Source organism: Sulfitobacter sp. M22 (assembly GCF_021736025.1).
GTDB lineage: Bacteria > Pseudomonadota > Alphaproteobacteria > Rhodobacterales > Rhodobacteraceae > Sulfitobacter > Sulfitobacter litoralis.
On the sequence record NZ_WMEC01000001.1, the window covers coordinates 1334379 to 1359225 of the forward strand.

Sequence of the window (24847 nt, forward strand, 5' to 3'; positions counted from 1 at the left end):
ACATCAAATGTTCGAACAGATAGCCAGCGCATTCGAGGCGGCCTTCACTTTCTGGAACCTTGTAGCAATCTGTGGGGGTATAGTTTTAGGTATTGTTATTGGCGCTATCCCTGGGCTGGGCAGCGTAACTGCGATGGCAGTACTCATTCCTGTCACCTATTATATGTCGCCCCTTGCAGCGATCGCGTTTCTTGTTGGGGTCAACAAAGGTGGGACATCTGGCGGCGCTATTCCGGCCATTCTGCTCAATTCTCCCGGCACTCCTGAGGCTGCCGCAACGGCGCTGGACGGGCATCCTATGGCAAAACGCGGTGAGGCAAAGCGCGCCCTAAAATTTGCTATTTTTTCATCCGTGACAGGAGACATGATTTCAGACGTAATGCTCATCCTACTTGTTGTTCCTTTCGCTGCTGTGGCACTGCAGTTCGGCCCACTGGAGTACACTTGCGTGTTGCTGTTCGCCTTTGCATTATTGGCTGGAATAACGGGTGACTCACCCTTAAAGGGCGTAATCGCAATCTTTGCAGGAATTTTTCTATCTACGATTGGACTGGATCCAGTCCATAGCAGCCAGCGTATGACCTTTGGCCAGGTAAATCTCTATGACGGCTTTTCGCTCACATCTATCGCGATCGGGGCGCTGGCCCTATCAGCCGTCATGGTAGAGATGCTTGGCCTCGGCCGCGCCAAAGGCCAAGATAGCTTCACGCTTGAACAACCCCGCTCCGGGATCAGCACCGCGTTGCCCTTGCGCGAATTCCTTTCCTACTGGCGAACTATTTTGCGTAGCTCTCTTATTGGTTCGTTCGTAGGCATGTTGCCTGGACTGGGCGTCACATTGGCGGCATTCCTCTCATACGGCGCAGCGCGCCGGGCTTCACCCAATGGGGACAAGTTTGGCACTGGAGAACCAGAAGGCATTATCGCGACGGAGGCAGCCAACAGCGCAGTTGTAGGTGCAAATTTAGTACCCACAATCGCACTGGGTATCCCTGGAAATATCGCAGCAGCCCTATTGATAGGTGCACTTGTAATGCATGGTATCGTACCCGGCCCTTTCATGCTGACTATGCATGGTGATCTGGTTTATGGGCTGTTTGCATCCATGATTATTGCCAATGTCATTCACTTGATTGTCGGGCGACTTGGGGTGAATTTATGGGTTCAATTTGCAGTGGTGCCACGCGGCATTATTTTACCGCCTGTCATCTTGTTCTGTATTGTCGGGGTCTATCTACCTTCGCAATCACTTTGGGACGTTGGTGTGATGCTGGTATTTGCCGGACTGGGTGTCGCGATGATTAGAACCGGTTTTTCTCTGGTTTGCCTGGTCATCGGTTTTCTACTTGGTGATTTGTTTGAAACCTCATTCCGTCAAACGCTGCTTCTTTATAATGGAAAATACGCCGAAGCTATCCTATCACCTGTTGCGTTGCTGTTTATCGCACTTACAATTGGTGTAATGGTCCGTGCATTTATGGTATCTCAAAGGAAAGCCGAATGAAGCAGCACGCGCCGATCACCGATCAAACAGACCCCACTCCAATGCTAAAAAAGGCAATGCAGCGCGAGATGGCGATCGAAGGTGCGACTAAAAGGCAAGCGCTACGCGTTGTACTTGTCTGGGCGATCAACAGTGGCACACTACCTGCTGGCTTCCGTCTGCCTACAGAAACAGATTTAGCACGTGGCCTTGGGGTTAGCATAGGAACCGTGCAGACCGCACTGGGGCAGGTGCAAGATCTCGGCCTAATTAAGCGCCGACGGGGCGATGGGACAAGGGTACTTGATAGCTCCGTCTTGCCGTCCAGTATTTGGCATTTCCGAATGCACTCCATTGAGACAGGTAACGTGTTTCGCATTCTTGACCAACGGATTGAAATTGCGAGCACTGACGCATCTGGCCGCTGGTGCGAGCATTTGGGGCATTGTCCAGAATATACGGTGATCCGACGAAGCATAAAGGGAACGGATGGAATGTGTGTGGGCGCGGAGATGATCCTTGACGCTCGATTGGTGCCCGCGGCCAGCATCACGGCACACGCGCTTCGACAATCCAACGTTCGGACGGTTTTGGAGGCCCGCCTCGGGGTGGTCGCAATTCAAGGCAAGCGGCAGGTAACGCTCGGAGGTATCGACCCGAGACAATCAGCGCTTTTCGAATTATCAACAGACGTGCCAATTTTCGAAGTCGAAGCCAGCACATTCCTCACAGACCAACGCCCATTCTACTTTCAGACTTTGTATGTTCCCGCTGACCGTATCGCATTGGAATTTTAGCTTTTCCGAATGTGACGCTCCCCTTCGACCCGAATCGATTTCTGATGGGCGATACGACCAACGTCAGCCTTCAGCCCGCATCTCCGACTTCTTTCTGAGCATAGAAAATGTCCGTAAACGGTATTTCGCAATAAACACTTAATCTTACTCAAAAGATAAAAGTGTTGCGACCTTTAGAAATCACAAGTGAGGACGGGGCCCTTCTATGTACCAATGACCATCATAAAAGGTGCGGTCGTCTCTCTCAACTTGTGATCTTAATGCGCGATGTCAGGTCAAAGGTCGTATGTGAGCGTGGGACACCCAGGTCGTAACCTATTGATTTCCCTTCTACCGCATTCGGTTTTCGTGGGACACCTACTTCCATATTTCATTGGGATATAGTACACTTCTGAGAGGCCCCTACGGGCTGCCACTTGTGCCTTTCCAGCATTAGCATAGACTTATAGGCCTTTGCGCTGCTATTTATCAGCGCGCTTTGAGGCTGGTACCGCCCCTTGTGAGCCCCACACGAGCACTGCGCGAGATGTAATTTTTCGCCCGATTTTCGTGTTTTTCCTGCGCAGTTTCTCTTGCGCCTTGCTACTGCTTTCCCTAAAGAAGCGCTCACAAGTTAAGTGGCCCGTTCGTCTATCGGTTAGGACGTCAGGTTTTCAACCTGAAAAGAGGGGTTCGACTCCCCTACGGGCTGCCACTTGTGCCTACTTCCCTCAATAAAAACAAATGCTTAGCGCCACTGTGCGGAGGCGACCCCCAAATGAACCCCCAAGTGTGAGTTTGGTCCCTAAGTTTCGATTCCCCTGTCTGGCGTCGGTCGGGCATTTGTAGAATCCCCGAATAGTGGTTTTGGCCTTAGTCGGAACTTGGCAGGCCCTGAGCTTTGAAGACCTCTCCGCAAATCGGAGTTGTGAGCGCACGGAAGCGGTCAGCGGCATATTCTTCGACACAGACCTCTGCTACCGCTTCAACGTATCTGAGTTCCCGTTGCCGCGCTGCTTCACGCTTTGCCTCTGCATCCTCTAATGCAAGGGCCTGTAGCTCTGGGCTAACGAAGCGTCCCCCGACGAATTCGAATGCTGCGCCGTATGTCGCTCCTAAGCATTTCTGCCCTTTGCGTGTGTTTTCTTCACCAAGGTTGAAACCACTGCGTGACAGAAGCTCCGCTGCTTGGTCTGTTGCATCCCCTCCGGCGTCCAGAACTTCTACGCAGTTGCTCACCAGCTCAGAATGAGAGAGCGACGATAGATCGCCTTCTGCCCAGAGCGGGGTAGATAACAGTGCAGTAGCTGCCGCTAATAGTATCTTCATTTCAAAATGTCCTATCGGTGAAAATGTAGGTCTTTGCTGTACCTAGATCACCATAGGCAACGCGCTTGCTATGTAAACTGCACCGCCCTAGCGTTACCGAAAGGGAGAACTGCATGGACCTGAAAGAATTTATTACTGAAACTATCACGGGTATCATCGAAGCGACAAATGAGTTGCAGGAGAAGTGGAGCGATGATGGTGTCATCGTTAATCCGCCGATTGATTACAAGCAATCTGGTGTTTTTGATGAGGGTAGCACGGTTAACATCTACCGACAGATTCAGAACGTCAACTTCGACGTAGCTGTGACCGCAGCGGCTAAAACAGGCGGTGGTGGTAGAGCTGGCCTTAAAGTTTTCTCTGCGGAGGTCGGCGTTGACGGCACTCACACAAGACAGAATGAAGAGATTAGCCGCGTTCAGTTCAGCATCCCTTTAACATTGCGGGCAAGCGATGCGGAGGGCGTCAATCGGGGGGCGTTAAAAGCGGCTGGTGAAAGGCGGGCGGCAGGTAGGGCTAATCGGTGGTAGCAGTATATTTTTATGGATAGTATTGCCGATGCGACAGTTTGGCGCTCTAGCGTTTGGTTGTCGCTCCGTGTCTCAAGTCTAGGTTAATGCTCACGACGAATTAAAAACTCGGTGCCCTATGACCTATATGCCTCCAGATGATGAGGAAGAGAAGAAGAGACGCGATAAGCGGGTCGAACCAGAAAGCGCGATGTTCTTGGTTGCCCTGCTCACCTTGTGGATTGCCGCGATGTTGGTCGCTGCTGGCGTCCTGATGTGAAGAGACGGCTAACGCCGCCCTCCGTCAACTTCCCCGGGGATTAAGATATCCACCGTAGCGGGAATGCTCGATCATCTTCTCTTCGATCATCATCTCCATGCGCTCAGAGATTGATGTCGCGATGTTCAAGGCATTCTCTTGATCGTCCTCTGAGCCTTCCACCGTCACGTTGTTCACGACGCTGAACGTCATCGGAGCTGGACCACCTGCGCTACCCATTTCCACAGGTACCTTCCGGTTGTTGGAAAGCGGGATGACAGCTTCATTGGGATGTAGAACGGCGGGGATGCCCGATGTATTGGCCGTGCCATCCGCGTAGCTAGGCACGTCGTCTGGACCGTAGTAGCTGCTGACCTTTGTGACGGGTGTGTATGTGGAGGAGCTAGACGAACTGCCGCCACTACCCCCTAGGAGACCGCCTAGCAGGCCTACACCGATGCCCAGCCAGTTGCCGCCGCTGAACATACTACCGAAACCACCACCACCATTACCGCCGCCGGATGTCGCGGTTTACATCTTCTGTGCACCTACCGTGGAACCTGCGATGATGCCTGATTGCATCTGTGTTGCGCCTGCGGAGCCTGCTGCGGAGACGCCAGTCGCCATCGAAGTTGCAGAGGTTATACCAGCGCGTTGTAGAGCACTTGCGCCCTGTATAGATGCCGTTCGGACGCCTGAGCCTAGTTTCTGGCCTGCTCCTGTTGCTCCTGTTGCCATTGCGGCTCTTATCTGCTGAGCAGCGTTAGCCCCGCCCGCTGTCAGCGCGGCCTGCATCTGCGCTGCTTCTGATGCGCCGCTATTCAGCTCGGGAAAGATTGCGTCCGTGATCTGCTCCGCCATAGCGTCAGCTAGGCTTGCGCGGATGCCTTCGGCGATGCTGGACAGGTCAAAGTCACCTTGCAACGCACTGGATAGAGCGCTTTTAAAATTGCCCTCCAGATCGCCCATGACCGCGTCCATGGGGCTGGCCTGTGCGTCCTTCAGTTGTTCCGCTGCATCGATCTGGGCAAGCATAGCCCGCGTCTTTGCATCGACATTTGCCGCGCCGGACAATTCGGCATCCGCAAAGAGCTTCGCTGCTTCCATGGTCACAAAGCTGTTGTTCGCGACGAGTTCCATCGCCCGTGCTTTGCTTAGAAGTGTAGCGCGTTTAGATGCAATGGCGGACTTTGTCTGTGTAATTCCCAGAGCTGTACTTTTCTACTGTAGGGGGTGCCTACTTATCGCTGATGCTCAATTACAACATGTATTACAGATATCAAGAAGCAACCTCAGGGTGCCATTGCACGTAGTTGAAATACGTGTGAAGAGACGATGGTTAGCGATATTATCGGAAGGGATTTCCAGTGAAGACTTTTACCTATGGCGCGGCGTTGGCCTTGCTCGTTTCTACACCAGTACTGGCGGGTGACTTGGTCACTCCAGTTATGGAACAGCCTGTTATGATGGCTGAACAGGCTCCAGCACCTGCATGGACTGGCGGGTACGTCGGTGGCAACATCAGCTACGGTTTCGGTTCGCTTGATGCGAATGATGATCTGGCTTCGGCTTTGACCACCAACGGCTTCAGCGACAATCTATCCGAGCCTGACGGTGTATCCGCTGCATTGCGGGCAGGATATGACTGGCAATTTGGCCGCGGCGTTTTTGGCCTTGGCGCAGAGTACAACTTTGGCTCCTATGACGGCGACGGCGAAGGCATTTTGGCAGGTTCTGGCGTAGACGTCGAAATCCAAGATATGGCGACGATTTTTGCACGTGGCGGTTATCTCGTGAAGGATAACTTCCTTGCGTACGGCCTCTTGGGCTACAGTCAGGCCGAAGGTGAAGTTTCACTCGGTGGGGACTCGGAATCCGAAGATCTTGACGGCGTAACAATCGGTTTCGGTGGTGAATACATGTTCACGCAAAACTGGACCGGTTATGCAGAGTATACCTATACTGACTTCGGCGATGTTGATAACACTGATGGCCAGCTTGAAGCTGATCTTCAACAAATCAAGTTCGGTGTGAACTACCGCTTCTAAACTGTAAGGCCTCCAGGACCCTAAGTTTGAACAGCTACCCGAGTTGATTGGGTAGCTGTTTTTTTTTGTGTTTCTGTTTAGTGGTAGGCATTAGAGCTCGATGCCCTGCATGACTTAGTTCGGTTGCCATGCAACATCAGTACTGAGGCAATTCGATCTTGCTTGGTGCAGGGGGATTCTGAAGAGAATCTTTTTTCTTTTCATATGAGCTTCAATAGTACGAATGCCTGCGCCCGCAGTTTCTGCAAACCTTCTCAGGCATAGCTTTGCTCTCACGCCATGAATGGATACCAACAAAGCAAAGCGTATTCTTGAAAATTTTTTTTATCATAATTGTTTAAAACTTCACCTAAGTGACACACCCAAGTGTTCTATTTCCTCCTTGAGACAATGATTGCCACAGATCACCATGAGGCAATACTTTAAGTTGTTCAAGTTCCCCCAAGCACACGCCGATACTGATACACATTCTGTTCAAGTGGATGTCCGGAGGATGCGCTCGCATTGCCCTAGGGCAATGGTTCGAGCAACTTTTGCGCATGAATTTTTGAAATCTTTGCAGGGTGTTGGTGTTTCGGTTTTTTTGGGGGGGGTACCCCCTCCGACCGATGAAAAAATCTCTACCTGTATCAGAACTTTAGCAACAAGCACTTGCTGAGAACCTATGGCGTAGCACCCGAGCGCTTAAGTCACCCCTACCCGTACTACCCCTTTGGGTCCCTTAGCCGTTTATTATCAATTACTTAAACGTATACATTAATGATTTTCACGTTGCGATCTGAATCGACTGCTGGTCGTGCCCGCGCTGGTACACCTGCTAACGCAGGCCATCGGTAGTACACCGTGTCACCCGTGCCGATGCATCCACGGTACATCGTGTCTGGTGTGTCGGTGGATCAGGTAAAGGTCGCTGACGTGCGTTAGCACGTGTTAGGCGTCAGCCTTGGCCTTGTGGGCGGCTAGGATGCGATAGACGGATGCAACCCCGATACCTAGCTGTTTGGCGATCTCAGGTGCCTTGAATTCCCGGGTGTGGAGTGCCAGCACTTCGGCTGACTTAGCCCGTGCCGTAGGTGCTCTGCCCTTGTACTTGCCTTCTTTCTTCGCCTTGGCGATCCCGATGGCGCGACGCTCAGCAAAGCGGTCTTTCTCGAACTGCCCGATAGCGGCAAGCACGTGGAAGTGAAGGCTCTGCGCGGCGTCCGTGGGGTCCAGAGGCGTCTTGGCTATGTCATGTAGTGTGAAGCGGACCCCGTGCTTGTGTGAGCGCTTCACGGTCCGGATAGCATGCTCAATATCCCGGAAGGCGCGGTCCATCTTAGTGATGTGGATGTTGACGGGCTGGCCTGTCTGTTCCGCACGGTCCATTGCCTGCTCTAGCATGTCTTCAAAGATAGGTCGGTGATGGCCAGCACTCGACTCTTCTTTGAAGATGTTCGTTGCGCCTGCCTGCGTCAGCAGGTCTGCTTGATGTTGCCATGTAGCAGCCTGCTTATCGGCATTCGTGCTCACCCTCACATAACCCCAGTTTTCCACGATACTCCCTCCTTTATCACATGCTACTAGATCAAGAGATAGTGTATCACTAGGATTGAGTCCAGCCTCTATTGATAGCGAATCCAAGATATCTATCAAATATCTTTAGGGACATCTCTATTGATAGTGACTTAGATCAGAAACCGAAGGGGCGCGGCGTTCTGGTTCCCGCTAACGCGGGGGATGCCCACTCGATAGGTCGTAGGGGCAATAGGCCAGCGTGTCGGTGATGTGGGTTGATGGTATTCCCCGCGTTAGCGGGTGGAATGCCCACTTTGCCATAAAGTAATTTTATTACCCTAATGTGATTATACGAGCAACTTTGCCACCTGCCGGTTACAGGGGCCGAAGCCCCTGTGTTTTATGGACAAATTCAACATATTGAATATTTTGGCAGCGATTTTGGCGGGTTGCGCGATCAGGGTCGCGATGCGACTGGAGGCTGGTTTGGGCATCCCCCCCTTGGGGGGACGGCGGGGGGACGGATGTCACAATGAATTATCCTTTAAATCCAGAAACTTATCAGTCGCATCCCCCCAATCCCCCCAATTCCCCTGAAAAATACACTCGGGGGCAGCGGGGCAAAGTTTTCTTAGGGCGGGTGTGACCCATAGAAAAGATACAGGTTTCAAGAAGGTATCTATTTTTTAGGGGTACAAGGGGTACAAGGGGGTACGGGACTGTTTCCGTCAATAAAATAAGGGTTTATAGCCTAATTCTTCGTCCCCCAACCCGTCCCCCCATCGTCCCCCCGTGGGGGGACGATGTGCATTTCAGGCGGCAACTTCGTCGGTGTCGAGGTCGCCGTGCACCCATTCGCCCGTGATCCGAAGGCTGAGCACCTTCTTACCTTCGCCGGGGGTGTTTTCCCAAAGCCCTCGCTTGAAGAACTTGGTGCCTGCACTCGGCAGAACGACTGCGCTCTCTTCACGCATCTGGTCCACCAGCGCACCGGTCTCGGTCTTTACTAGCATCCCCAGACGATCAACAGGCAGGATGTAGGTTCGGGCGGCGAGGTCATCGAACTTGCTCTTCGACGTCCAGTATCCGACTATTTCTCCTCTAGCTTCGTCTGCGTGCCCGACTTCGACAATCTGTCGGCGGTTCACCATTCGAATAATCGTGCGCCGCAGGGCGTCCTTGACCTGCCGTTCGGTGTCGAGATGGTGCGCCCGCTGGTCCAGCGTCTCGGTCAGAAGTTCCGACAGCATCGCCTTCAAGTTGACATCTTGGGGCAAAAGATCGGCTTCCTGCCCGATCTGCGCCGCGACACCGAACAGTGCAGCGGTCCTTACAACCCGCTCCGCCGCACCTGACCTGCCCTTTCCCCATTCCGACACCAAGGCGCTAACGCGCCCCCGCACCTCATCCACGCCCAGCTCAATCAGCTTAGCGGCAAACATCGGACCCAGCCATCCATATGCCCCGCCATGCGCCAGCACGTCATACGCGGCCAGTTCGGCGGCATCTTCTTCCCGATCCAACTTGACCGCAGAGTCGTAGCTCACGGTGAAGATGCGCGACAGTGCACCCGAACGAATGTCGATACTGCTATCCTGCGCCTGCTCTGCCTCCAGCCGATCCAGCAGCCCGCGTTCCGTCGACATGCCCATGCAACCGTGCCACGTGTTCACGTCACGCAACGTGCCGTCTGTCTTGCCCCGTGCCCCCCCTATACGACCGGCAAACTGCAAGGCGTTGGCCTGTTCGTCGTTTGCGGTTGCCTTCGACGTGCCCTGTTCATCGGCAGCGAACATAGCCCCGGATGCCACAACCGCCTTGCCTTCCTGCGCAGTCGGAGTAGTATTTCCGGTGATCAGAAGGCCTTCCGCCGACGCGACGGCAAACCATGAAATACCTGCCTTAAGCGACGTCGTCTTACCATGCTTAGCCTTGCCTTCGTTGGCAACAATCACGGCCAGTTCTTCGTCTAGGAAGTCGGCGAGGCACCCGACGGGACCACCCAAGAAACCCGGCAGAAAACGCTTTGCGTTGCGCCCGCGCAGCGCCGCTGACGCGGCCTCTACTGCCATCACTAAATTCCCGGCCTTGGCATCGCTGACCCGCATCGTGTGATCCAACACGTACAGACGCTCGTCTGCCGGATGCTTCACCACTTCCCCCGTAGGGCTTACATACACCTTGTCGGACAGCCACCCAGACTGCTCCACGTAAACGGCTTCCCGTTCGGAATTAACGGCACGGAGCAGGGTCAGGACTGCCTCGGTCGGGGCACTCGGCGCGAAGTCGAGTCCTTCGTTTCTCAGCCGCCCTAAGATGGTGCCACTGTCCTTGTACGTGTCGCCAATTCGGAAAGTGGATTCCACAATCCCCAGCGAATTTGTTCGGTGCTGGTACCGGATCGTCACTTCGTTGGTCCGGGTGCTGCCCTTTTCGCCATCGGCGCAATATAGCACTTCAAACTCGCGAGAGACACGCATCGCCTTGTCGTCCCGCACCTGCGCAAACCAGCCGCCACGATGTACGAATCCGCTGGGCAACCACTTGGACGCGGCGGCGGCATTGCTGACGGATTCAGGCGTGGCCTCAGACACCGAAACATAGTTCGGCGTCTCCATCTCAGCACGACGACGAGCTTCCTCGGCTGCGATAGTCGCCGCAGCCTCTTCCGCGATCTTCTTCCAGATCGGCTTGAGTTCACGTACGCCCAAACTGGTTTCGCTTGCAATTGCCTCTAGAAGCGCGGCCTTGCCTGTTTCGCCGATCACGTCGAAATTGGTGTAGGCCTGCGTCAGCAGCTCCGAGACAGCCCGGTCGGAGGACTGGTTGTCCAGCACCTTGGCTTCGGCAATCAGGCCCCCCAGAACTTCGGCGCGGCGGTCTTCCTTCGCTTCTTCCGTTTCAAATGGATCAATTTCTCCATCCGCTGCCGCGAGCATGAAGCCAAGGTCCATATCGAAAAGCGCATCTTCCTCGAACCATCCCTGCCGAAGAGCCTCTTCAAGGTGCTGCAGCTTATGGCGGCCTTGGCATGAATCGTGGTGACAGAACCAAGTCCAATACTCCGACTGAGAGTCCACTGCGTTAACCGCCATCGTCGCTGTACCACCTTCAGAGCTATGCTCATGTTCGAAGGGGCATTCGGTGTGGACGTGTCCCTGTGCTTCACCACCTGCGTTGCGCACACGATCTGGGCACAGGGTCTCCATCAGGTCCGCGAGCATGAAGCGGTCCTTCGCGGTACGGTGCCAGTCGTTCAGGCTCTTCCCGGACGGTGTCAGCGCCATCGGCGGACGTTCGTCGCCAGACATGTCTGCCGCCATCGTGAAGGCGTTCACCTCCCGATTGGACGTGTAGGTGCTCTTGCGCATCGGCTCGACGTCATCGAACTTTAGGGGAGTACCCATCACCACAGCGGCATACCAATCCGTGGATCCCTTGGGGTGTCGTGCCGTGTAGAATAGGCGGCTTGGATCGGTACAGGAGGTATCGAAATGGATACCAAGCACATTCTGGGCTAGACCGGTGATCTTGTCTTCCCACAGGTCCAAGGAGGCCTGCTGCGTGTCAGCGAGGTCGATAAGCTTTACAGGTGTCTCCAGAGGAAAGATTAGACGAAACTTTTCAAGCGGCGGGGTAGAAAGAATAATCTTCACCCCTTCAGTTGTTTGACTTTTCTGCGTACTGATCTTGCACTCTGAAATGAACGAATCTTCATATCGATTCTTGTCAAACTCGCGCAGATATTGTCTGATCTCGGCCTCGGTCGGGTCGCGGGTGATCTTCAGCTTTCGAAGAACTTCATCACGCTTTAGCTCAAGACCACTGGTACCGTTGTTGTACGAAGTATAGACAAGACACAGAAGGCCCTTCTCCTCAATATCCACGAGAACGTCATCGAGCTTTGCGCCGGAGTCGATATCCAGACCCATAGCGTACATGGTGTCCATGGCCTTGGCCTTGCGTGCACCACCTACAGACGATCCGAGCACGATACATGGCCCAGCCTTGTTCTTCCCAGCAGGGTGTCGGGAGAAGCCCCATGCAGGAGCGTTGCCGTTTCCAGCTCCCCCTATGACCCAATTGCTCCAAGACATGGTGGGAGATACCCATTCTGAATCTTGGGTGTTACGACGATCACGCGCACCCCACATCTCGCCTACGAGAAGAGTAGCCTCACGCCCAAGAAAATCCGCAAAGCCTTCCGGCTCAGTCCCCAGAATTTCCGCGTCGTTCAGTAGTTCGGGAGCAGAAGATTCATCTTCATCAGCAAGAACTTCCCGGCTGCCGTCTTGGTAGTCGGCGATATTGATTACATTTGTCTCAGCATAATCTTGCAAGATGGCAGCATATTCTTCCGCGCACTTAGGTGCCCCCTTCAGGCCGAACAGGTTCAGACTTACCTCCGCGAAGGGGTTGGCAATCGTTTCTTCCGGCGCAGCTTCAAGATCGCTGATAGTTGGCGCATCGCTGCGCTGGGTAGTAGTAGTACTAGTCATAAGCTGTGGTTTTCTTTCTCTCTTTTTCGCCCAATCTGGGCTGCTGTGTTATTTTAGCTTCAAGCTGAAATGTCTTTTCGCATTACATCTTGTAATTAACTTGTATTTGTGAATCACGATTCGATCAACGAATCATTTTATGATTCTCGTGTTTTCTGTTTTTTTTGTAGCGTCCGGGTCACGAAAAACCGCTAAAGCATAGAAAATGCTTGACAAATGGGGGTGCCCCGGGTTATGTTTATAGTAGTAGGGGGTTGTGTCCCTATCATCTTTTCAGGGGTGGTTTCTTTCTCCCACCCCATGCGCCGCTCCTTACGGGGCGGCGTTTTTCGTTCAGTCGTGCTCTGCAGCTTTGCCCAAGGCTCGGTTGCGCGCCATCGTGCCTACCTCAGCCGAGTAATTCGCAGGTTGGTTCTGTTCATCGACGATCTTGACTGAAGGCGCAGCCAGCTTGGACAGGATCGACATCATATGCTCGATATCGACCTTGGGACCGCTGGTCTTAGGTGCGTCACTGCCCCGCGTTTCTGCATCTCGGATCAACTTTTCCAAGGACCGCGTCGCGTCTGTGGCTGACTTCCAGTCGCCAGAGGCGCGGGCCTTCGCTAAAATTTTACGATACTGTTCTGCGCACCAAGAAATGGTAATGCCTAGGTCAGCGAGGCTCCCGCCCGAGCTTCTCGCGCCCATGCTGGCATATACCCTGATGGACTCTTCTCGTCGCAGCTCCTCGACTCGAGCTGCGACGTTTTTCGCGAGGCGCGATGCCGCCGCCCTGTTGTTAGTGGTGGCATATCCGGCGCGAGCATAAGCCTCTCGTTGCTTGCCCCCCCCGGCGAGCAACCGCGCAAATCTCTCGTGCTGCTTGTTGGGTAATTCTGCTGCCATCACACAGGCTCCAAGACGTCTAAGATATCAACCAGCCCGCCGTCCGGGAATGCAGTGAAAAGGTCAGACTTTCCTCCTGCGCCACGTGCCGTGGTCCACTCTCCATCGGTGTTTGTAGACTGGGCAAAACCAGCTTGAAGCAGCACCGACATGGTCAGAACTGCATCGTCATCCAGTTCGCGCTTTAAGCGGTTAAAGTTGACGTAAAATCCTTGGCCGCGTGCTTCAAACGCCTCCATCGAATTTGTTAAAAATCTGGCGAGCTGCGTGCTCAAACCTGCTGTCTGTTCGTACATTTATCAGTTCTTTCTCTTAGTTGTTGGAGGTGATCCGGCGACGGGAGAAACGTCGCCGCCGGATGGGCTGGCCGCGTGGGCAGGCCAGTATTCTTTCACGATGCTTGATCTTGATCCTGCGCTCGGCGCTCAGAGATTTTTTTGGCGACCTCCTCGCGCAGGCGAGCCTCTTCGGCAGAGATCATTTCAGGAGTCCACGCCTTCCTGAGCGCCAGGGCACGCTCTAACCGCTCGCGAGCTTGCTTACGCCTTTGAGCTTCTTTCCTAGATCGCCGCCGAGGCCGTGCTGAAGCATCGCTGTGATGGTCACTTGTGATTGAATCTAGAAAGCTTTCGCGGCTCACAGCAGCCCCCACTTTCTTGCCAGCGCAACACGATTCGCCGGATTCTTAACCTCTTGCAAAAGCTCAATCTTTTCAGCGCGGGATCGAAGATCATCTTGCACGGGCGGTGGCGTTGCGATGCCCAGTTCGCGAGCCAGCGAAATTCGCCGAGCGCGGTCTTCACTGCTGCGCTCATGGTGCACTGCTTCCTTGCCAGCGTTAACCTTCTGCAATGCCACCGCCATGGCTTCCTGATCGCCAGCCGCCACATCAACCTTGAGCTTGCTGTCTGAGAGCTTCGGTAGCTCCTGCAACTGACGGTCCAGCTCGTCGCGATCCAGCTCGGCCCCGAGTGTCGCGTTGCGTAGCTCCGCGATGGAGGTACAGTCTTCGATGGTGAGGTCTACACCGTGCCGCTCTCTGGCAGCGCTGATCGTGTCCTGTACTAGTGCAGAAAATCGATCTGTCAAAACAGGGCTGGAATTAACGATATTGGTGAATGTTTCGAAATTCTGGGACATCATGCAGCCCCCTCAAGGTAAGAATTGTTGCAATTGACGAGCGCAAACGCTGGGGCAATACCTGCGACATCGCAGGTCGCATCGACTCCGACGACACATCGCAAAACGTCACGTTGCAGGAGCAGAAGGTCCGAAAGGGTCCCAACAGATTCCATGACGGAAGGCACGGCCATCGCACTGTTCGCCACCGACGCAAAGAAGAGGCTACGCGCTACATCAAAACGTGCACGGCAATCCTGCGGAAGCAAGGCAAACAGCGCCTTTGCAGTAGTCACATCATCAGCGACGTACAGGCGGTCGCCGTTGACTGAGACTGTAGCGACCAGCCGCCGCATGGCCCCGTCATCCACTTCCTTTTGCTTCAGGGTTAGGAGGGCATCCGCCAGACCAAATCGGTGCGGCCTTGATCGCACGTCGCGGGGTACGCACTCCAACCGCCGTCGTGCTGTACCAAGATGGACGCCGACGGCATCTGCGTAGTCAAAAACTGTTATATTCATTATTTCCTGCTCATTTTGTTAATGTTAAATTCTCTTGTTGACTTAACCTACTAAGTATTGCAGCCAGAGTCAATCGAATCAACAAAACGGGTCAGAAAATGGTAAGTAATTGCGGCGAGATGCCAGGAAAAATGACATTTCATGGCAAGAATCTCTATCGTTTACAGATACATAGTGGGGTTATAGCCTCCTAGGTGTTAATCACACCAAATGGAGAAACCGAATCATGACAATTTCCGAGCAGATGCACGGCGACCTAATTACCGCGACATCGAGGATGGCAGATGCCGCCCTCGCGCCCATCTCTGAGACATTACTGCAACAGCTTAGCGTGATGCTGGCACAGGCACAGGAGCAGCTATCCGCGATGCAGGAAGCCACCATGACAGCAGGCAACGCGGTTCACCTAGACAGGTGATACCACCACGCCGCTAACGCGGCTCAGCTCAATTTCAGTAAGGAAATGAAGTTCGAAGTAGCGGCCCACTTGCGCGATGCGCTTGAAGCTCTGGAAGTACTAGGAGAGCCAGCGTAGGCCCTATCCGCGATGCTTTGGCGGGATGGTATATAGAATGAGCAGAGGCCCCGTCAGGGGCCTCTCTGTAAGCCTGACAAGCCTTGCCGCTAACGCGGCTCACTCCTCATGTGTCATTTCCTTATGCACCCATTCCAGAACCTCGCGCTTCGTTCGCCCACTACTAAGCTCAATCACGTCATCCAAGGAGCGCCGCTCCTTATCACTGCGGTAACGCTCCTCCGCGAGGCTGCGTAAATAGGTATCCCATTCTTCCAGAACCTCGCGACGCCTCTCCAGCTTATCGGAACGTAGATAGGCACGCTGATCGCGATCCCCCCGGCCCTTCATGTGCTGGATGATATGCTCACCTAGCATGAAGTCGATACGCAGAACGTCATCCGACCAATTGCGGAACGTGGTCCGCAGACCATGCGCTGTGGCGAGACGGCCCTCTGCATCTTTCCATTCATACTTGCGGAGCCAAAGGCGGTGCGCATTGTTACTAAGATGCCCGCTCTTCGATGCCTCTGACGGGAAGACATACCCCGTTCCGCCCCATTTGCGCCGTGCAGTTCGTAGAATGTCGATCATGGCCCCCGTCAGGGGGACGCGGAAGACGTACTCCCAGTGCTTCACCCTGCCCGCTGGGATGGTCCAAACCTTTTCTTTGAAGTCAAATTCAGACCACTCCGCGATGACGATGCAGTTGACGCGAACGCCTGTCAGCATGAGCAGCTTCATGGAGAGGCCTACGGACGTGTCCTGTAACGCACACCATAGCGCAGGCGCGTCTTGCCACGGGATTGCAGGATGGTTTTCATGTTCGATGTTCTGAGGCCCTAGGCGATTTGCGACACGGTCCATTAGATCGCGGTCGACTCTTGGATCATCTACCGACACGTAGCCAACTACAGCGTTAATCCATTGGCGCAGCTTGCGTGTCTTCTCCTGCCCCCACATAGGTTTGAGGAACTTGATAAGATCATCGGCGGTGAGGTCTGCGACGCCCTTGCGACCGATGTGCGGAAAGACATTCAATTCCATGCCCCGCAGCCAATTCAGGGGCCTTGCGTAATGCTGGCAATGTACTTGCCAATACTCCCGGGCAGCTTCTTCAAAGGTAACCCCTTGCCGCCTAACGGCGGTACGTTCTGCTATAGGATCGCGTCCCTCTGCCTTAATGCCCCGAGCCTTCGACGCCAGCTCTCTGGCCTTTGCCAGTGATACTTCAGGATACTTACCCAAACCCATTTCCCGCGCTGCGCCGTTCAGCGTGTACTTGTATATCCATGACGCGCCCCGCTTTTTCTTATCGAAGTATAACCCTGCGCCGTCATGGTGCTTCTTAACAGGTAGACCCTGTAGCTCTGCCGCTTTCAGTTTTGACATCTGGAAGTCACTTTCTATTGGTCGGGCTTCGCACCCCTAAGAACTGACCCCCAAACTAACCCCCAACTACATGTTGTGCAAATAGAATCTAAAATTCGTTAAGTAATTGATTTTATTTAATTGATATTGAAGCATGTTCTACATTTAGTCCTGTGTGATTCCCCTACGGGCTGCCACTTGTACTTTCCCCCAATCTATAGTTGCCGCAGTTACTGGCCCACCCGACGGTCGGTTCGGGCCTGCAGTGGCATGGCGCTGCAAGACTGGGCCGCACCAATCATGTCTGACGCCGAGGGCAGCGTGCAAAACGCGGCTTGACGGGTGCCGGAACAACTGTCATCGAAATGCGGTCGGTTTCCTTCGGGAAATAATAGGGAATTCGCCATTCGAGCTTGGTCTTGGATGAACCGAAACTGCCCCCGCAACTGTAGACGGTGAGCTACCTCCATCATGCCACTGGGCCCTTTGGCCCGGGAAGGCGGGGACAGCCGCGATCCGTCAGTCAGGAGACCTGCCGACACTGAACCTGAAACACCGGGCGGGGTTGCTCGGGAGAGGATGATGATGGGACCGAGCCTTACGACACGCGCAGACCACCTAGCGCCCGCGCGCCGTTTTGCTGGCCCCTTCTCTTTCTATTCAAAGACCCCGGCGTCGGACCAACCGGAGCCTTCGACATGACAACCACACGCGCAAAAGCGACATTTACCGGACTGACCCTGATCGCCTCTCTAGCAGGGAGCACCGTGCTGGCGGCAGAAACAACCTATCCGCTGACCATCGATAATTGCGGCCACAGTCTGACCTTTGATAGCGCCCCCGAGGCCACCGTGACCATCGGGCAATCCACGACCGAGATCCTGTATCTTCTGGGCCAGCAGGACCGGATCAAGGGGACGTCGGTCTGGTTCAGCTCTGTCCTGCCAGAATTCAACGAAACCAACGCCGCCATCGACCGGTTGGCCGACAATGACCCCAGCTTTGAAAGCGTTCTGGCCAAACGTCCCGATCTGGTCACCGTCATGTATGAATGGCACGTCGGTCCCGAAGGTATGGTTGGCACCCGCGACAGCTTTCACGAGGTTGGCGTTCCGACCTATGTGATGCCCACCGACTGCGCCGCAAAGGACAATACGGTCGGGGCGGATGGCACGCGATCTGAACTGTTCACCACCCAGCAGCTCTATACCAGCATCGAGGAACTTGCCCGGATCTACAACGCGCAAGATGCCGGTGCCGCCCTGCTGCAAGATCTGCAATCGCGCGAAGCAAAGGCCGTGGCCAAGGCCAAATCGCTGAACCTGCCTCAGGGGACATCAGCGTTGTTCTGGTTCTCAGCGTCGGAAATGGCGGCGGACCCCTATGTCGCCGGCCAGCAGGGTGTGCCCGCCTATATGATGGACAAGCTTGGCGTCGAAAACGTTGTGACCTCGGCCGAGGAATGGCCGCTGGTAGGCTGGGAAACACTGGCGAAATCCGATCCGACTTTCATTGTTCTTGCCAAGATGGACCGTCGCCGCTTTCCGGCCGATGATATCGAGAAAAAGCGCGAATTCCTGATGACTGACCCCGTCGCCCGCGAGATGACCGCCGTGAAAGAGGGCCGGATCATCACCATGGACGCCCATGCGATGGACCCGACCGTGCGCGCGATCTATGCGCTCGAGACGATGGCCGACGCGCTGTCCGGTTTCGATCTGGCCGAATGACCGCAATCGACCGCCCCGTAATGCGCAGACCGCAGTGGCACTGGTGGGTGATTATCCCGCCCGCGCTGTTGGCCGCGCTGCTGTTTGGTGCTGCCATCGGCGAGGTCTCTATCCCGCCGCAGGTGGTGCTGAAAGTGCTGGCCAATAAGGTGCTGAACGCGGGTTATGCGGTCGACAAGATCGACGAAGGCATTGTGTGGAACTACCGCATGGCGCGGGCCGTGGTCGCGATGTGTTGCGGGGCCGGTCTGGCACTGTCAGGCGTCGTGTTGCAGGCGCTGCTGCGCAATGCGTTGGCAGACCCTTATCTGCTGGGCATCTCGGCGGGCGCGTCGACGGGTGCCGTCGCGGTGACCATCCTCGGGCTGGGGGGGGGTGCGATCTCGCTGTCCATCGGGGCCTTCAGCGGGGCGCTTGTGGCCTTTGCCTTTGTCGCCGTGCTGGCGCAGGCGGCGGGGGGCGGCGTCGGGCTGCGGGCAGCGGGTGTGATCGTGCTGGCAGGCATTGCGGGCAGCCAGATGTTCAACGCCCTGACCGCACTGATGATCACCAAATCCGCGAATGCGGAACAGGCCCGCGCCATCATGTTCTGGCTCTTGGGAAACATGTCGGGCGTGCGTTGGCCGGATGTGTTCAGCGCGTTGCCTGCCGCGATGATCGGTCTGCTGGCCTGCCTGTGGCACGCCCGCGCGCTGGATGCCTTTACCTTCGGCAGCGACAGCGCCGCGTCCTTGGGCATTCCGGTGCGCCGCGTGCAGCTGCTGCTGATCGGCACGGCGGCGCTGGTCACGGCGGTGATGGTCTCGGTGGTCGGGGCGATCGGCTTTGTGGGACTGGTGATCCCCCACGCCATGCGCATTGTCGTAGGGCATCGTCACGCGATCCTTGTGCCTGCATCTGCACTGGCTGGAGCGGTATTTTTGGTCTTTGCCGATGTGATTTCGCGGGTGATCGTACCGGGCCAAGTGCTGCCCATTGGCGTCGTTACCGCTTTGGTCGGCGCGCCTGTGTTTGCGCTGATCCTGATTGGCAAAAGGACGTCGCCATGATCCTGTCGTGTCACGAACTGGGCTGGCGGGTGCGCAACCGCGCCATTGTCAACGATGTGTCCTTGTCCTTGCGACCGGGCGAAAAGCTGGGGCTGATCGGGCCGAACGGATCGGGTAAATCCACGCTGCTGCATATGCTTGCCGGTATTCAGAAACCGTCGCGCGGGCGGGTCGAACTGGACGGCGCACCGCTTGCAAAGATGCGCCAGCGCGACATTGCGCAGCGGCTGGCGTTGGTCGAACAACACGCCGACACGGCTGACCGTATCACCGTGCGCCATGCCGTTGAACTGGGCCGCACACCGTGGCTGTCGGCCCTGCGCGGGTGGAGCCATCAGGATGATGCCATCGTGACGCAGGCCTTGGCGGATGTGGACCTGTCGGGCTTTGGCGACCGGCACTGGCACACGCTGTCGGGAGGCGAACAACAGCGCGTACATATCGCGCGTGCCTTGGCACAAAGGCCGCAAGTGCTGCTGCTGGACGAGCCGACGAACCACCTTGATATCCGGCACCAACTGTCGATCCTCGAGCTGATCCAGCGCCTGCCAACCACCGCCATCATCGCGCTTCATGACCTGAACCAAGCCACCCTTTGCGACCGTATCTGCGTGCTGCAAAATGGCACCTTGCGTGCCATTGGCACCCCGTCCGAGATCCTGAACGAACCTCTGCTGCGCGAGGTCTTTGGCGTCTGCGGTCACTTCCTCACGGATCCGGCGGACAACGCCCAAGTGATCCGCTTTCACACCGCGGCGCATTAGTCGGCGCAACCTGCACACCATTTGACAACTATCTTAAACATCCGGTCGGGAACCTTACGCGCTCTCCTTAGGTTTAACCTAAGGATCCTGAAGGAGTAGCTACAGATGACCGATAAAAAGCAGACCCCTCCCACCACCACTGACGCCGGTATTCGCGTTCAAAGCGATGAACATTCGCTGACCGTTGGCCCCGATGGCCCGATCGTGCTGAATGATGCCTATCTTCTTGAACAGATGGCGAATTTTAACCGCGAACGCATTCCAGAACGCCAGCCCCACGCCAAAGGCTCCGGTGCGTTCGGCACCTTCGAGACGACGCAGGACGTGTCGAAATACACGATGGCGAATATCTTCCAGCCCGGTGCGAAATGCGATGTGGTGATGCGGTTCTCTACCGTGGCGGGGGAACGCGGCAGCCCTGACACATGGCGCGACCCGCGCGGCTTTTCGGTCAAGATGTACACCGACGAAGGCATCTTTGACATGGTCGGCAACAACACCCCGATCTTCTTTGTACGCGACCCTATCAAGTTCCAGCAATTCATCCGCAGCCAGAAACGCCGCGCGGATAACAACATGCGCGACCACGACATGCAGTGGGATTTCTGGACCCTGTCGCCAGAAAGCGCGCATCAGGTGACCTATCTCATGGGCGACCGCGGTATTCCGAAAAACTGGCGCGAGATGAACGGCTATTCCAGCCACACCTATTCGCTGGTCAATGCCGAGGGCGATAAATTCTGGGTCAAGTTCCACTTCCACACCGATCAGGGCGACGGTAACGCCTACCTTAGCCAGGAAGAAGCCGACAAGCTGGCGGGGACCAACGGCGATTATCACCGCGCCGATCTGTTCAATAACATCCGCGACGGGAACCACCCCAGCTGGACGCTCATGTGGCAGATCATGCCCTATGAGGATGCCAAGACCTATCGCATCAACCCGTTTGATCTGACCAAGGTCTGGCCGCACGAGGACTACCCGCTGATCGAGGTCGGCAAGCTGACCCTGAACCGCAACCCTACCGATTTCCATACAGAGATCGAACAGGCCGCGTTCGAGCCGAACAATATGGTGCCGGGCGTGGGTCTGTCGCCGGACAAGATGCTGATGGCACGCGGCTTTGCCTATGCTGACGCGCACCGAGCGCGGCTGGGGGTGAACTACAAGCAGATTCCCGTCAACAAGCCCGTGTCACCCACGCATAGCTATTCAAAGGATGGTGCGGGCCGGACTGAAAAGGTTTCTGATCCGGTGTACGCGCCCAACTCCTACGGTGGCCCCTCTGCGCAGCCACATCAGCATGAGGCTGGCCTGTGGTATTCCGACGGTGAAATGGTGCGTCAGGCCTATACCCTGCGCCCTGATGATGACGACTGGAGCCAGGCTGGCAAGCTTGTCCGCGAGGTCATGGACGCTGACGGCCGTGAACGTTTGGTGTCGAACGTCGTGGGTCATTTGTGTGACGGCGTCAGTGAAAAGGTGCTGGTCCGCGCCTTTGAATACTGGCGCAATATCGACAAGGAAACTGGCGACAAGATCGAGGCCAGTGTGCGTGAAAAGCTGGGCGGCGAATCCAAAGCCCCCGGTATGGCGTCAGCGCTAAGCATTGGCGGCAAGTAACACCGACCTATCTATTGCACGCGATCAGCGGGGCCTTATCGGGCCCCGCTTTGCTATGTCTAGTTTCGCTGTGTTATCCGACGGCGATATTGTCGATCAGCCGCACACCGGCCAACCAAGCGGCTGCAAGCAAGCGTGCAGGACGGTCGGGCGTGGTCATCAGTTCCAACCGGTCGGCAGATCGCAAATCAAGGTATTCCACCTGCGTAAAGCCCGCGCGTTCAATCCGCTTTACCGCCACCGCGCGAAGGGCTTCAAGATTGCCCCCCGCACGCAGCCCCTCTGACATCTCCTCCATCGCGCGGTGCAATTCTGGTGCCCACGTACGGGCGCGATCCGACAACATCAGGTTGCGCGACGACATGGCCAACCCGTCCTCTTCGCGGATGGTGGGGCAACCGACGACCTCGATCGGGAGGTCCAGATCGCGGGCCAGACGGGTGACCACCTGCAGCTGCTGATAGTCCTTTTCGCCAAAGAACGCCTTGTCGGCTTGGGTCTGGGTGAACAGCTTGGTCACGATGGTCGCAACCCCGTCAAAGTGCCCTGCCCGATGCGCACCGCACAACCCTTGGGTAATGCCATCGACGGATACGGTCGTCGCAAAGCCATCGGGGTACATCTGCGCCCCATCAGGCACGTAAACCACATCCGCCTTCAACGAGATCAGCTTGCGCGCGTCCTCTTCTTCGGTGCGGGGATAGTTCTTGTAATCATCGGGGTTGTTGAACTGCTTGGGGTTGATGAAGATCGTCACGATCACGCGGTCGCAGGCCTCTTTCCCCGCCCGAACGAGGCTCAGGTGCCCCTGATGCAGCGCACCCATCGTGGGCACGACGGCGACGCTTTCGCCCGCGGCTTTCCATCCGGCGACTTTGCTGCGCAGTTCAACCAGCGTGCGGATAATTTCGGGTGTCATGTTTTAGAAACCTCGTCAGAAAATACATGGTCAGGTCCGGGGAAGGATCGCGCCGTGACCTCGTCGGCATAGGCCTGAACCGCGGCTTTTGCGTCATCGCGCAGATGGGCGTAGCGTTTTACGAATTTCGCCTTGAAGGCGGTGAACAGTCCCAGCATGTCGTCGACCACCAGAATTTGCCCGTCGCATTGCGCGGATGCACCGATGCCGATGGTGGGAATGCTGACGGTTTCGGTGATCTGGTTGGCCAGCGCTTGCGGTACTTTTTCAAGCACCACGGCAAAGGCCCCTGCCCGCGTCACCGCCTGCGCGTCGGCCATCAGCTGCGTGCCTGCCGCGCCGCGCCCCTGCACCTTATAGCCGCCAAGCGTGTGGATCGACTGCGGCGTCAGCCCGATATGCGCCATCACCGGAATGCCCCGCTTGGTCAGAAAAGCGATGGTGTCTTCCATCACCTCACCTCCCTCGAGCTTGACCGCGCCGGCACCGGTTTCACGCATCAAACGCGCCGCGTTTTCAAAGGCTTGCGCCGGGCTTTGTTCATAGCTGCCGAACGGCATATCGATGACCAACATCGACTGTGTCAGCCCGCGCCGCACCGCTTGACCGTGCAGGATCATCATCTCCATCGTGACCTCGAGCGTCGACGGCAGCCCGTGCAGCACCATCCCCACTGAATCCCCCACCAGCACAAAGTCGCAGATGCCATCCATCACCTGTGCCATCGGCGTCGTATAGGCCGTCAGGCTCACCAGCGGAGCCCCCCCTTTTCGAGCCAGAATATCCGTCGGCATCGGGGCAGTCTTGCGGGCTGTTGCGCTCATCTTGGCGGTCCTTTGTATAAGGTACGTCATTGCAATCACTGTGGCGCATGCACAGGCATGGGCCACAGTGATTGCGCATGCTTCTAGACCAAAACATCGCGGTTGAGGTAGCAAAACCCGAAAGAATTTACGCGTGTCGCAGCGTCAGTCGATTTAATGCTACTCTGACGGGATGGGCGGGACGGTCTGCGCACGGTGTCCCCTAGGTATGGTCAACACCAGCAGGCACACCACGACCAGTCCTACACCGATCCACCCCAAGGCGGGCAAGCGTTCGCCCACAATGACCACGGCCAGCACCGCCGCAACCACCGGTTCAATCAGCGTCAGGGTGGTGGCCGTACTGGCCCGCACCCGTGACAGCCCGTACCCGAAACAGATGTAGCCCAGAAACATCGGCACAAACGCCATATAAAGCCCGACCGCCGCATTGCCCCATGAGGCCAGCAGCGGGCCACCCGTTACGATCAGCACGGGCATGAGAAACATTCCTCCCAGACCAAAGGTCGCGCCCATCACGACAGATGACCGCACGCCACGCAACATCACCGACCGCGCCGTCCAGCTATACAGCGCATAGGTAAAGCCCCCCAGCAGGCCAAGCGCCACGCCAAGCGGGACAGATGAACCGCCCACAGCGCTGTGGCTGCTCCCCTCGGCCAGACAAATCAACACCATCCCCGCAACGCCCGACAGCGCGCCGACGGTCCAGCGCAGGGTCAGCAAGGATCGTTCCATCACATATTCAATAAGAGCGGCAAACAAGGGCGCGGTGCCGATGGTGACGACGGTGCCGATGGTCACCCCCGCCAGCCGCATCGCGCTGTAAAAGGCCAGCGGATAAATCATGACGGCCAAGGCCCCCAGCACAAGAAGCCCGCGGTGCTGCCAAAGTGCGGCGCGGGCCCGCGCAATGCCGCGCAATGCCAGCAAAGCCTGTCCGAGACCGCCAATCCCCATAGCAGCAGCCCCGATGGCAGCCGCGCTGACATCGGGGGCGAAAGTCGCGGCCGTGCCTGTCGTGCCCCAAACGGTACCCGCGAACAGTACCCCCGCGATGCCACGCGCATTACTTTGACCGCCTGCATTGGCCGCGTTTGTCATAGGGTCACACCTACCGTCTTT

23 protein-coding genes, 1 tRNA gene and 1 riboswitch are annotated in these 24847 nt (G+C 56.2%); of the genes, 11 read left to right on the forward strand and 13 right to left on the reverse strand.

Features of this window, described 5'->3' with window-relative positions:
* Nucleotides 1-7 precede the first annotated feature (7 nt).
* The 3 genes from GLP52_RS06685 (at nt 8) to GLP52_RS06695 (ending at nt 2974) form a co-directional block, all read left to right on the forward strand.
* The gene (locus GLP52_RS06685; protein WP_237271905.1) at nt 8-1504 is read left to right on the forward strand and encodes a tripartite tricarboxylate transporter permease; all 1497 of its coding nucleotides are present in this window, start codon (nt 8-10) and stop codon (nt 1502-1504) included.
* Nucleotides 1501-2280, forward strand: a complete 780-nt coding sequence (locus tag GLP52_RS06690; RefSeq protein ID WP_093733208.1) for a GntR family transcriptional regulator — start codon at nt 1501-1503, stop codon at nt 2278-2280. Before GLP52_RS06685 ends, GLP52_RS06690 begins: the two co-directional genes overlap by 4 nt.
* 619 nt (nt 2281-2899) lie before the next feature.
* Nucleotides 2900-2974: transfer RNA gene (locus GLP52_RS06695), tRNA-Glu, on the forward strand.
* Nucleotides 2975-3132: 158 nt separating this feature from the next.
* Here GLP52_RS06695 and GLP52_RS06700 read toward each other — a convergent pair.
* The gene (locus GLP52_RS06700) at nt 3133-3588 is read right to left on the reverse strand and encodes a hypothetical protein (RefSeq protein ID WP_237273456.1); all 456 of its coding nucleotides are present in this window, start codon (nt 3586-3588) and stop codon (nt 3133-3135) included.
* A gap of 113 nt (nt 3589-3701) precedes the next feature.
* On the opposite strand from GLP52_RS06700, the gene GLP52_RS06705 reads away from it, so the two are divergent.
* Both GLP52_RS06705 and GLP52_RS06710 read left to right on the forward strand, forming a co-directional pair.
* Nucleotides 3702-4118 (forward strand): hypothetical protein, encoded by a 417-nt coding sequence (locus GLP52_RS06705; protein ID WP_237273457.1) that lies wholly within the window; start codon nt 3702-3704, stop codon nt 4116-4118.
* Nucleotides 4119-4236: 118 nt separating this feature from the next.
* Nucleotides 4237-4377 (forward strand): hypothetical protein, encoded by a 141-nt coding sequence (locus tag GLP52_RS06710; protein WP_237273458.1) that lies wholly within the window; start codon nt 4237-4239, stop codon nt 4375-4377.
* 24 nt (nt 4378-4401) lie between these two features.
* On the opposite strand, the gene GLP52_RS06715 is transcribed toward GLP52_RS06710, so the two are convergent.
* Together GLP52_RS06715 and GLP52_RS06720 are read right to left on the reverse strand one after the other, a co-directional pair.
* Nucleotides 4402-4704, reverse strand: coding sequence for a hypothetical protein (locus tag GLP52_RS06715; protein ID WP_237273459.1), 303 nt, complete (start codon nt 4702-4704; stop codon nt 4402-4404).
* Between the two features lie 183 nt (nt 4705-4887).
* On the reverse strand, nt 4888-5496 hold the full coding sequence (locus GLP52_RS06720) for a hypothetical protein (RefSeq protein ID WP_237273460.1): 609 nt from the start codon (nt 5494-5496) through the stop codon (nt 4888-4890).
* Between the two features lie 227 nt (nt 5497-5723).
* Between GLP52_RS06720 and GLP52_RS06725 the strand changes: the two genes are divergently transcribed.
* Nucleotides 5724-6404: an outer membrane protein gene (locus tag GLP52_RS06725; protein ID WP_156775907.1), complete on the forward strand. Its 681-nt coding sequence runs from the start codon at nt 5724-5726 to the stop codon at nt 6402-6404.
* A gap of 930 nt (nt 6405-7334) precedes the next feature.
* On the opposite strand, the gene GLP52_RS06730 is transcribed toward GLP52_RS06725, so the two are convergent.
* The 6 genes from GLP52_RS06730 to GLP52_RS06755 form a co-directional block, all read right to left on the reverse strand.
* Nucleotides 7335-7940, reverse strand: coding sequence for a recombinase family protein (locus GLP52_RS06730; protein ID WP_237273461.1), 606 nt, complete (start codon nt 7938-7940; stop codon nt 7335-7337).
* Nucleotides 7941-8713: 773 nt separating this feature from the next.
* Complete coding sequence (locus GLP52_RS06735) at nt 8714-12400, reverse strand: DUF927 domain-containing protein (protein WP_237273462.1); 3687 nt, start codon at nt 12398-12400, stop codon at nt 8714-8716.
* Nucleotides 12401-12733: 333 nt separating this feature from the next.
* Nucleotides 12734-13090, reverse strand: coding sequence for a hypothetical protein (locus GLP52_RS06740; protein ID WP_237273463.1), 357 nt, complete (start codon nt 13088-13090; stop codon nt 12734-12736).
* A gap of 197 nt (nt 13091-13287) precedes the next feature.
* A complete protein-coding gene (locus tag GLP52_RS06745) occupies nt 13288-13584 on the reverse strand; it encodes a hypothetical protein (protein WP_237273464.1) in 297 nt (98 codons plus the stop codon).
* Between the two features lie 340 nt (nt 13585-13924).
* Nucleotides 13925-14431, reverse strand: a complete 507-nt coding sequence (locus GLP52_RS06750; RefSeq protein ID WP_237273465.1) for a hypothetical protein — start codon at nt 14429-14431, stop codon at nt 13925-13927.
* A complete protein-coding gene (locus tag GLP52_RS06755; RefSeq protein ID WP_237273466.1) occupies nt 14428-14928 on the reverse strand; it encodes a hypothetical protein in 501 nt (166 codons plus the stop codon). Before GLP52_RS06755 ends, GLP52_RS06750 begins: the two co-directional genes overlap by 4 nt.
* 226 nt (nt 14929-15154) lie before the next feature.
* On the opposite strand from GLP52_RS06755, the gene GLP52_RS06760 reads away from it, so the two are divergent.
* Nucleotides 15155-15346, forward strand: coding sequence for a hypothetical protein (locus tag GLP52_RS06760; RefSeq protein ID WP_237273467.1), 192 nt, complete (start codon nt 15155-15157; stop codon nt 15344-15346).
* A gap of 216 nt (nt 15347-15562) precedes the next feature.
* Here the strand turns inward: GLP52_RS06760 and GLP52_RS06765 are convergent, their stop codons facing one another.
* Complete coding sequence (locus tag GLP52_RS06765; protein WP_237273468.1) at nt 15563-16834, reverse strand: tyrosine-type recombinase/integrase; 1272 nt, start codon at nt 16832-16834, stop codon at nt 15563-15565.
* A gap of 334 nt (nt 16835-17168) precedes the next feature.
* Nucleotides 17169-17367, forward strand: a riboswitch (cobalamin riboswitch).
* Nucleotides 17368-17511: 144 nt separating this feature from the next.
* Here GLP52_RS06765 and GLP52_RS06770 point away from each other — a divergent pair.
* From GLP52_RS06770 to GLP52_RS06785, 4 genes are all read left to right on the forward strand, one after another.
* The gene (locus GLP52_RS06770) at nt 17512-18543 is read left to right on the forward strand and encodes an ABC transporter substrate-binding protein (RefSeq protein ID WP_093733209.1); all 1032 of its coding nucleotides are present in this window, start codon (nt 17512-17514) and stop codon (nt 18541-18543) included.
* Nucleotides 18544-18563: 20 nt separating this feature from the next.
* The gene (locus GLP52_RS06775) at nt 18564-19592 is read left to right on the forward strand and encodes a FecCD family ABC transporter permease (protein WP_237272662.1); all 1029 of its coding nucleotides are present in this window, start codon (nt 18564-18566) and stop codon (nt 19590-19592) included.
* Nucleotides 19589-20356 carry an ABC transporter ATP-binding protein gene (locus GLP52_RS06780; protein ID WP_237271907.1) on the forward strand — a complete coding sequence of 256 codons (768 nt, stop codon included), beginning with the start codon at nt 19589-19591 and terminating at the stop codon, nt 20354-20356. Before GLP52_RS06775 ends, GLP52_RS06780 begins: the two co-directional genes overlap by 4 nt.
* Nucleotides 20357-20461: 105 nt before the next feature.
* Nucleotides 20462-21979 carry a catalase gene (locus tag GLP52_RS06785; protein WP_237271908.1) on the forward strand — a complete coding sequence of 506 codons (1518 nt, stop codon included), beginning with the start codon at nt 20462-20464 and terminating at the stop codon, nt 21977-21979.
* A 73-nt stretch (nt 21980-22052) separates the two neighbouring features.
* Here the strand turns inward: GLP52_RS06785 and panC are convergent, their stop codons facing one another.
* The 3 genes from panC to GLP52_RS06800 form a co-directional block, all read right to left on the reverse strand.
* A complete protein-coding gene (panC, locus tag GLP52_RS06790; protein ID WP_237271909.1) occupies nt 22053-22898 on the reverse strand; it encodes a pantoate--beta-alanine ligase in 846 nt (281 codons plus the stop codon).
* Entirely contained in the window at nt 22895-23722 is an 828-nt protein-coding gene (panB, locus tag GLP52_RS06795) for a 3-methyl-2-oxobutanoate hydroxymethyltransferase (RefSeq protein WP_237271910.1), read from the reverse strand. The genes panC and panB overlap by 4 nt, the downstream gene beginning before the upstream one ends.
* 159 nt (nt 23723-23881) lie before the next feature.
* The gene (locus GLP52_RS06800) at nt 23882-24826 is read right to left on the reverse strand and encodes a DMT family transporter (RefSeq protein ID WP_093733215.1); all 945 of its coding nucleotides are present in this window, start codon (nt 24824-24826) and stop codon (nt 23882-23884) included.
* Nucleotides 24827-24847: the final 21 nt, after the last annotated feature.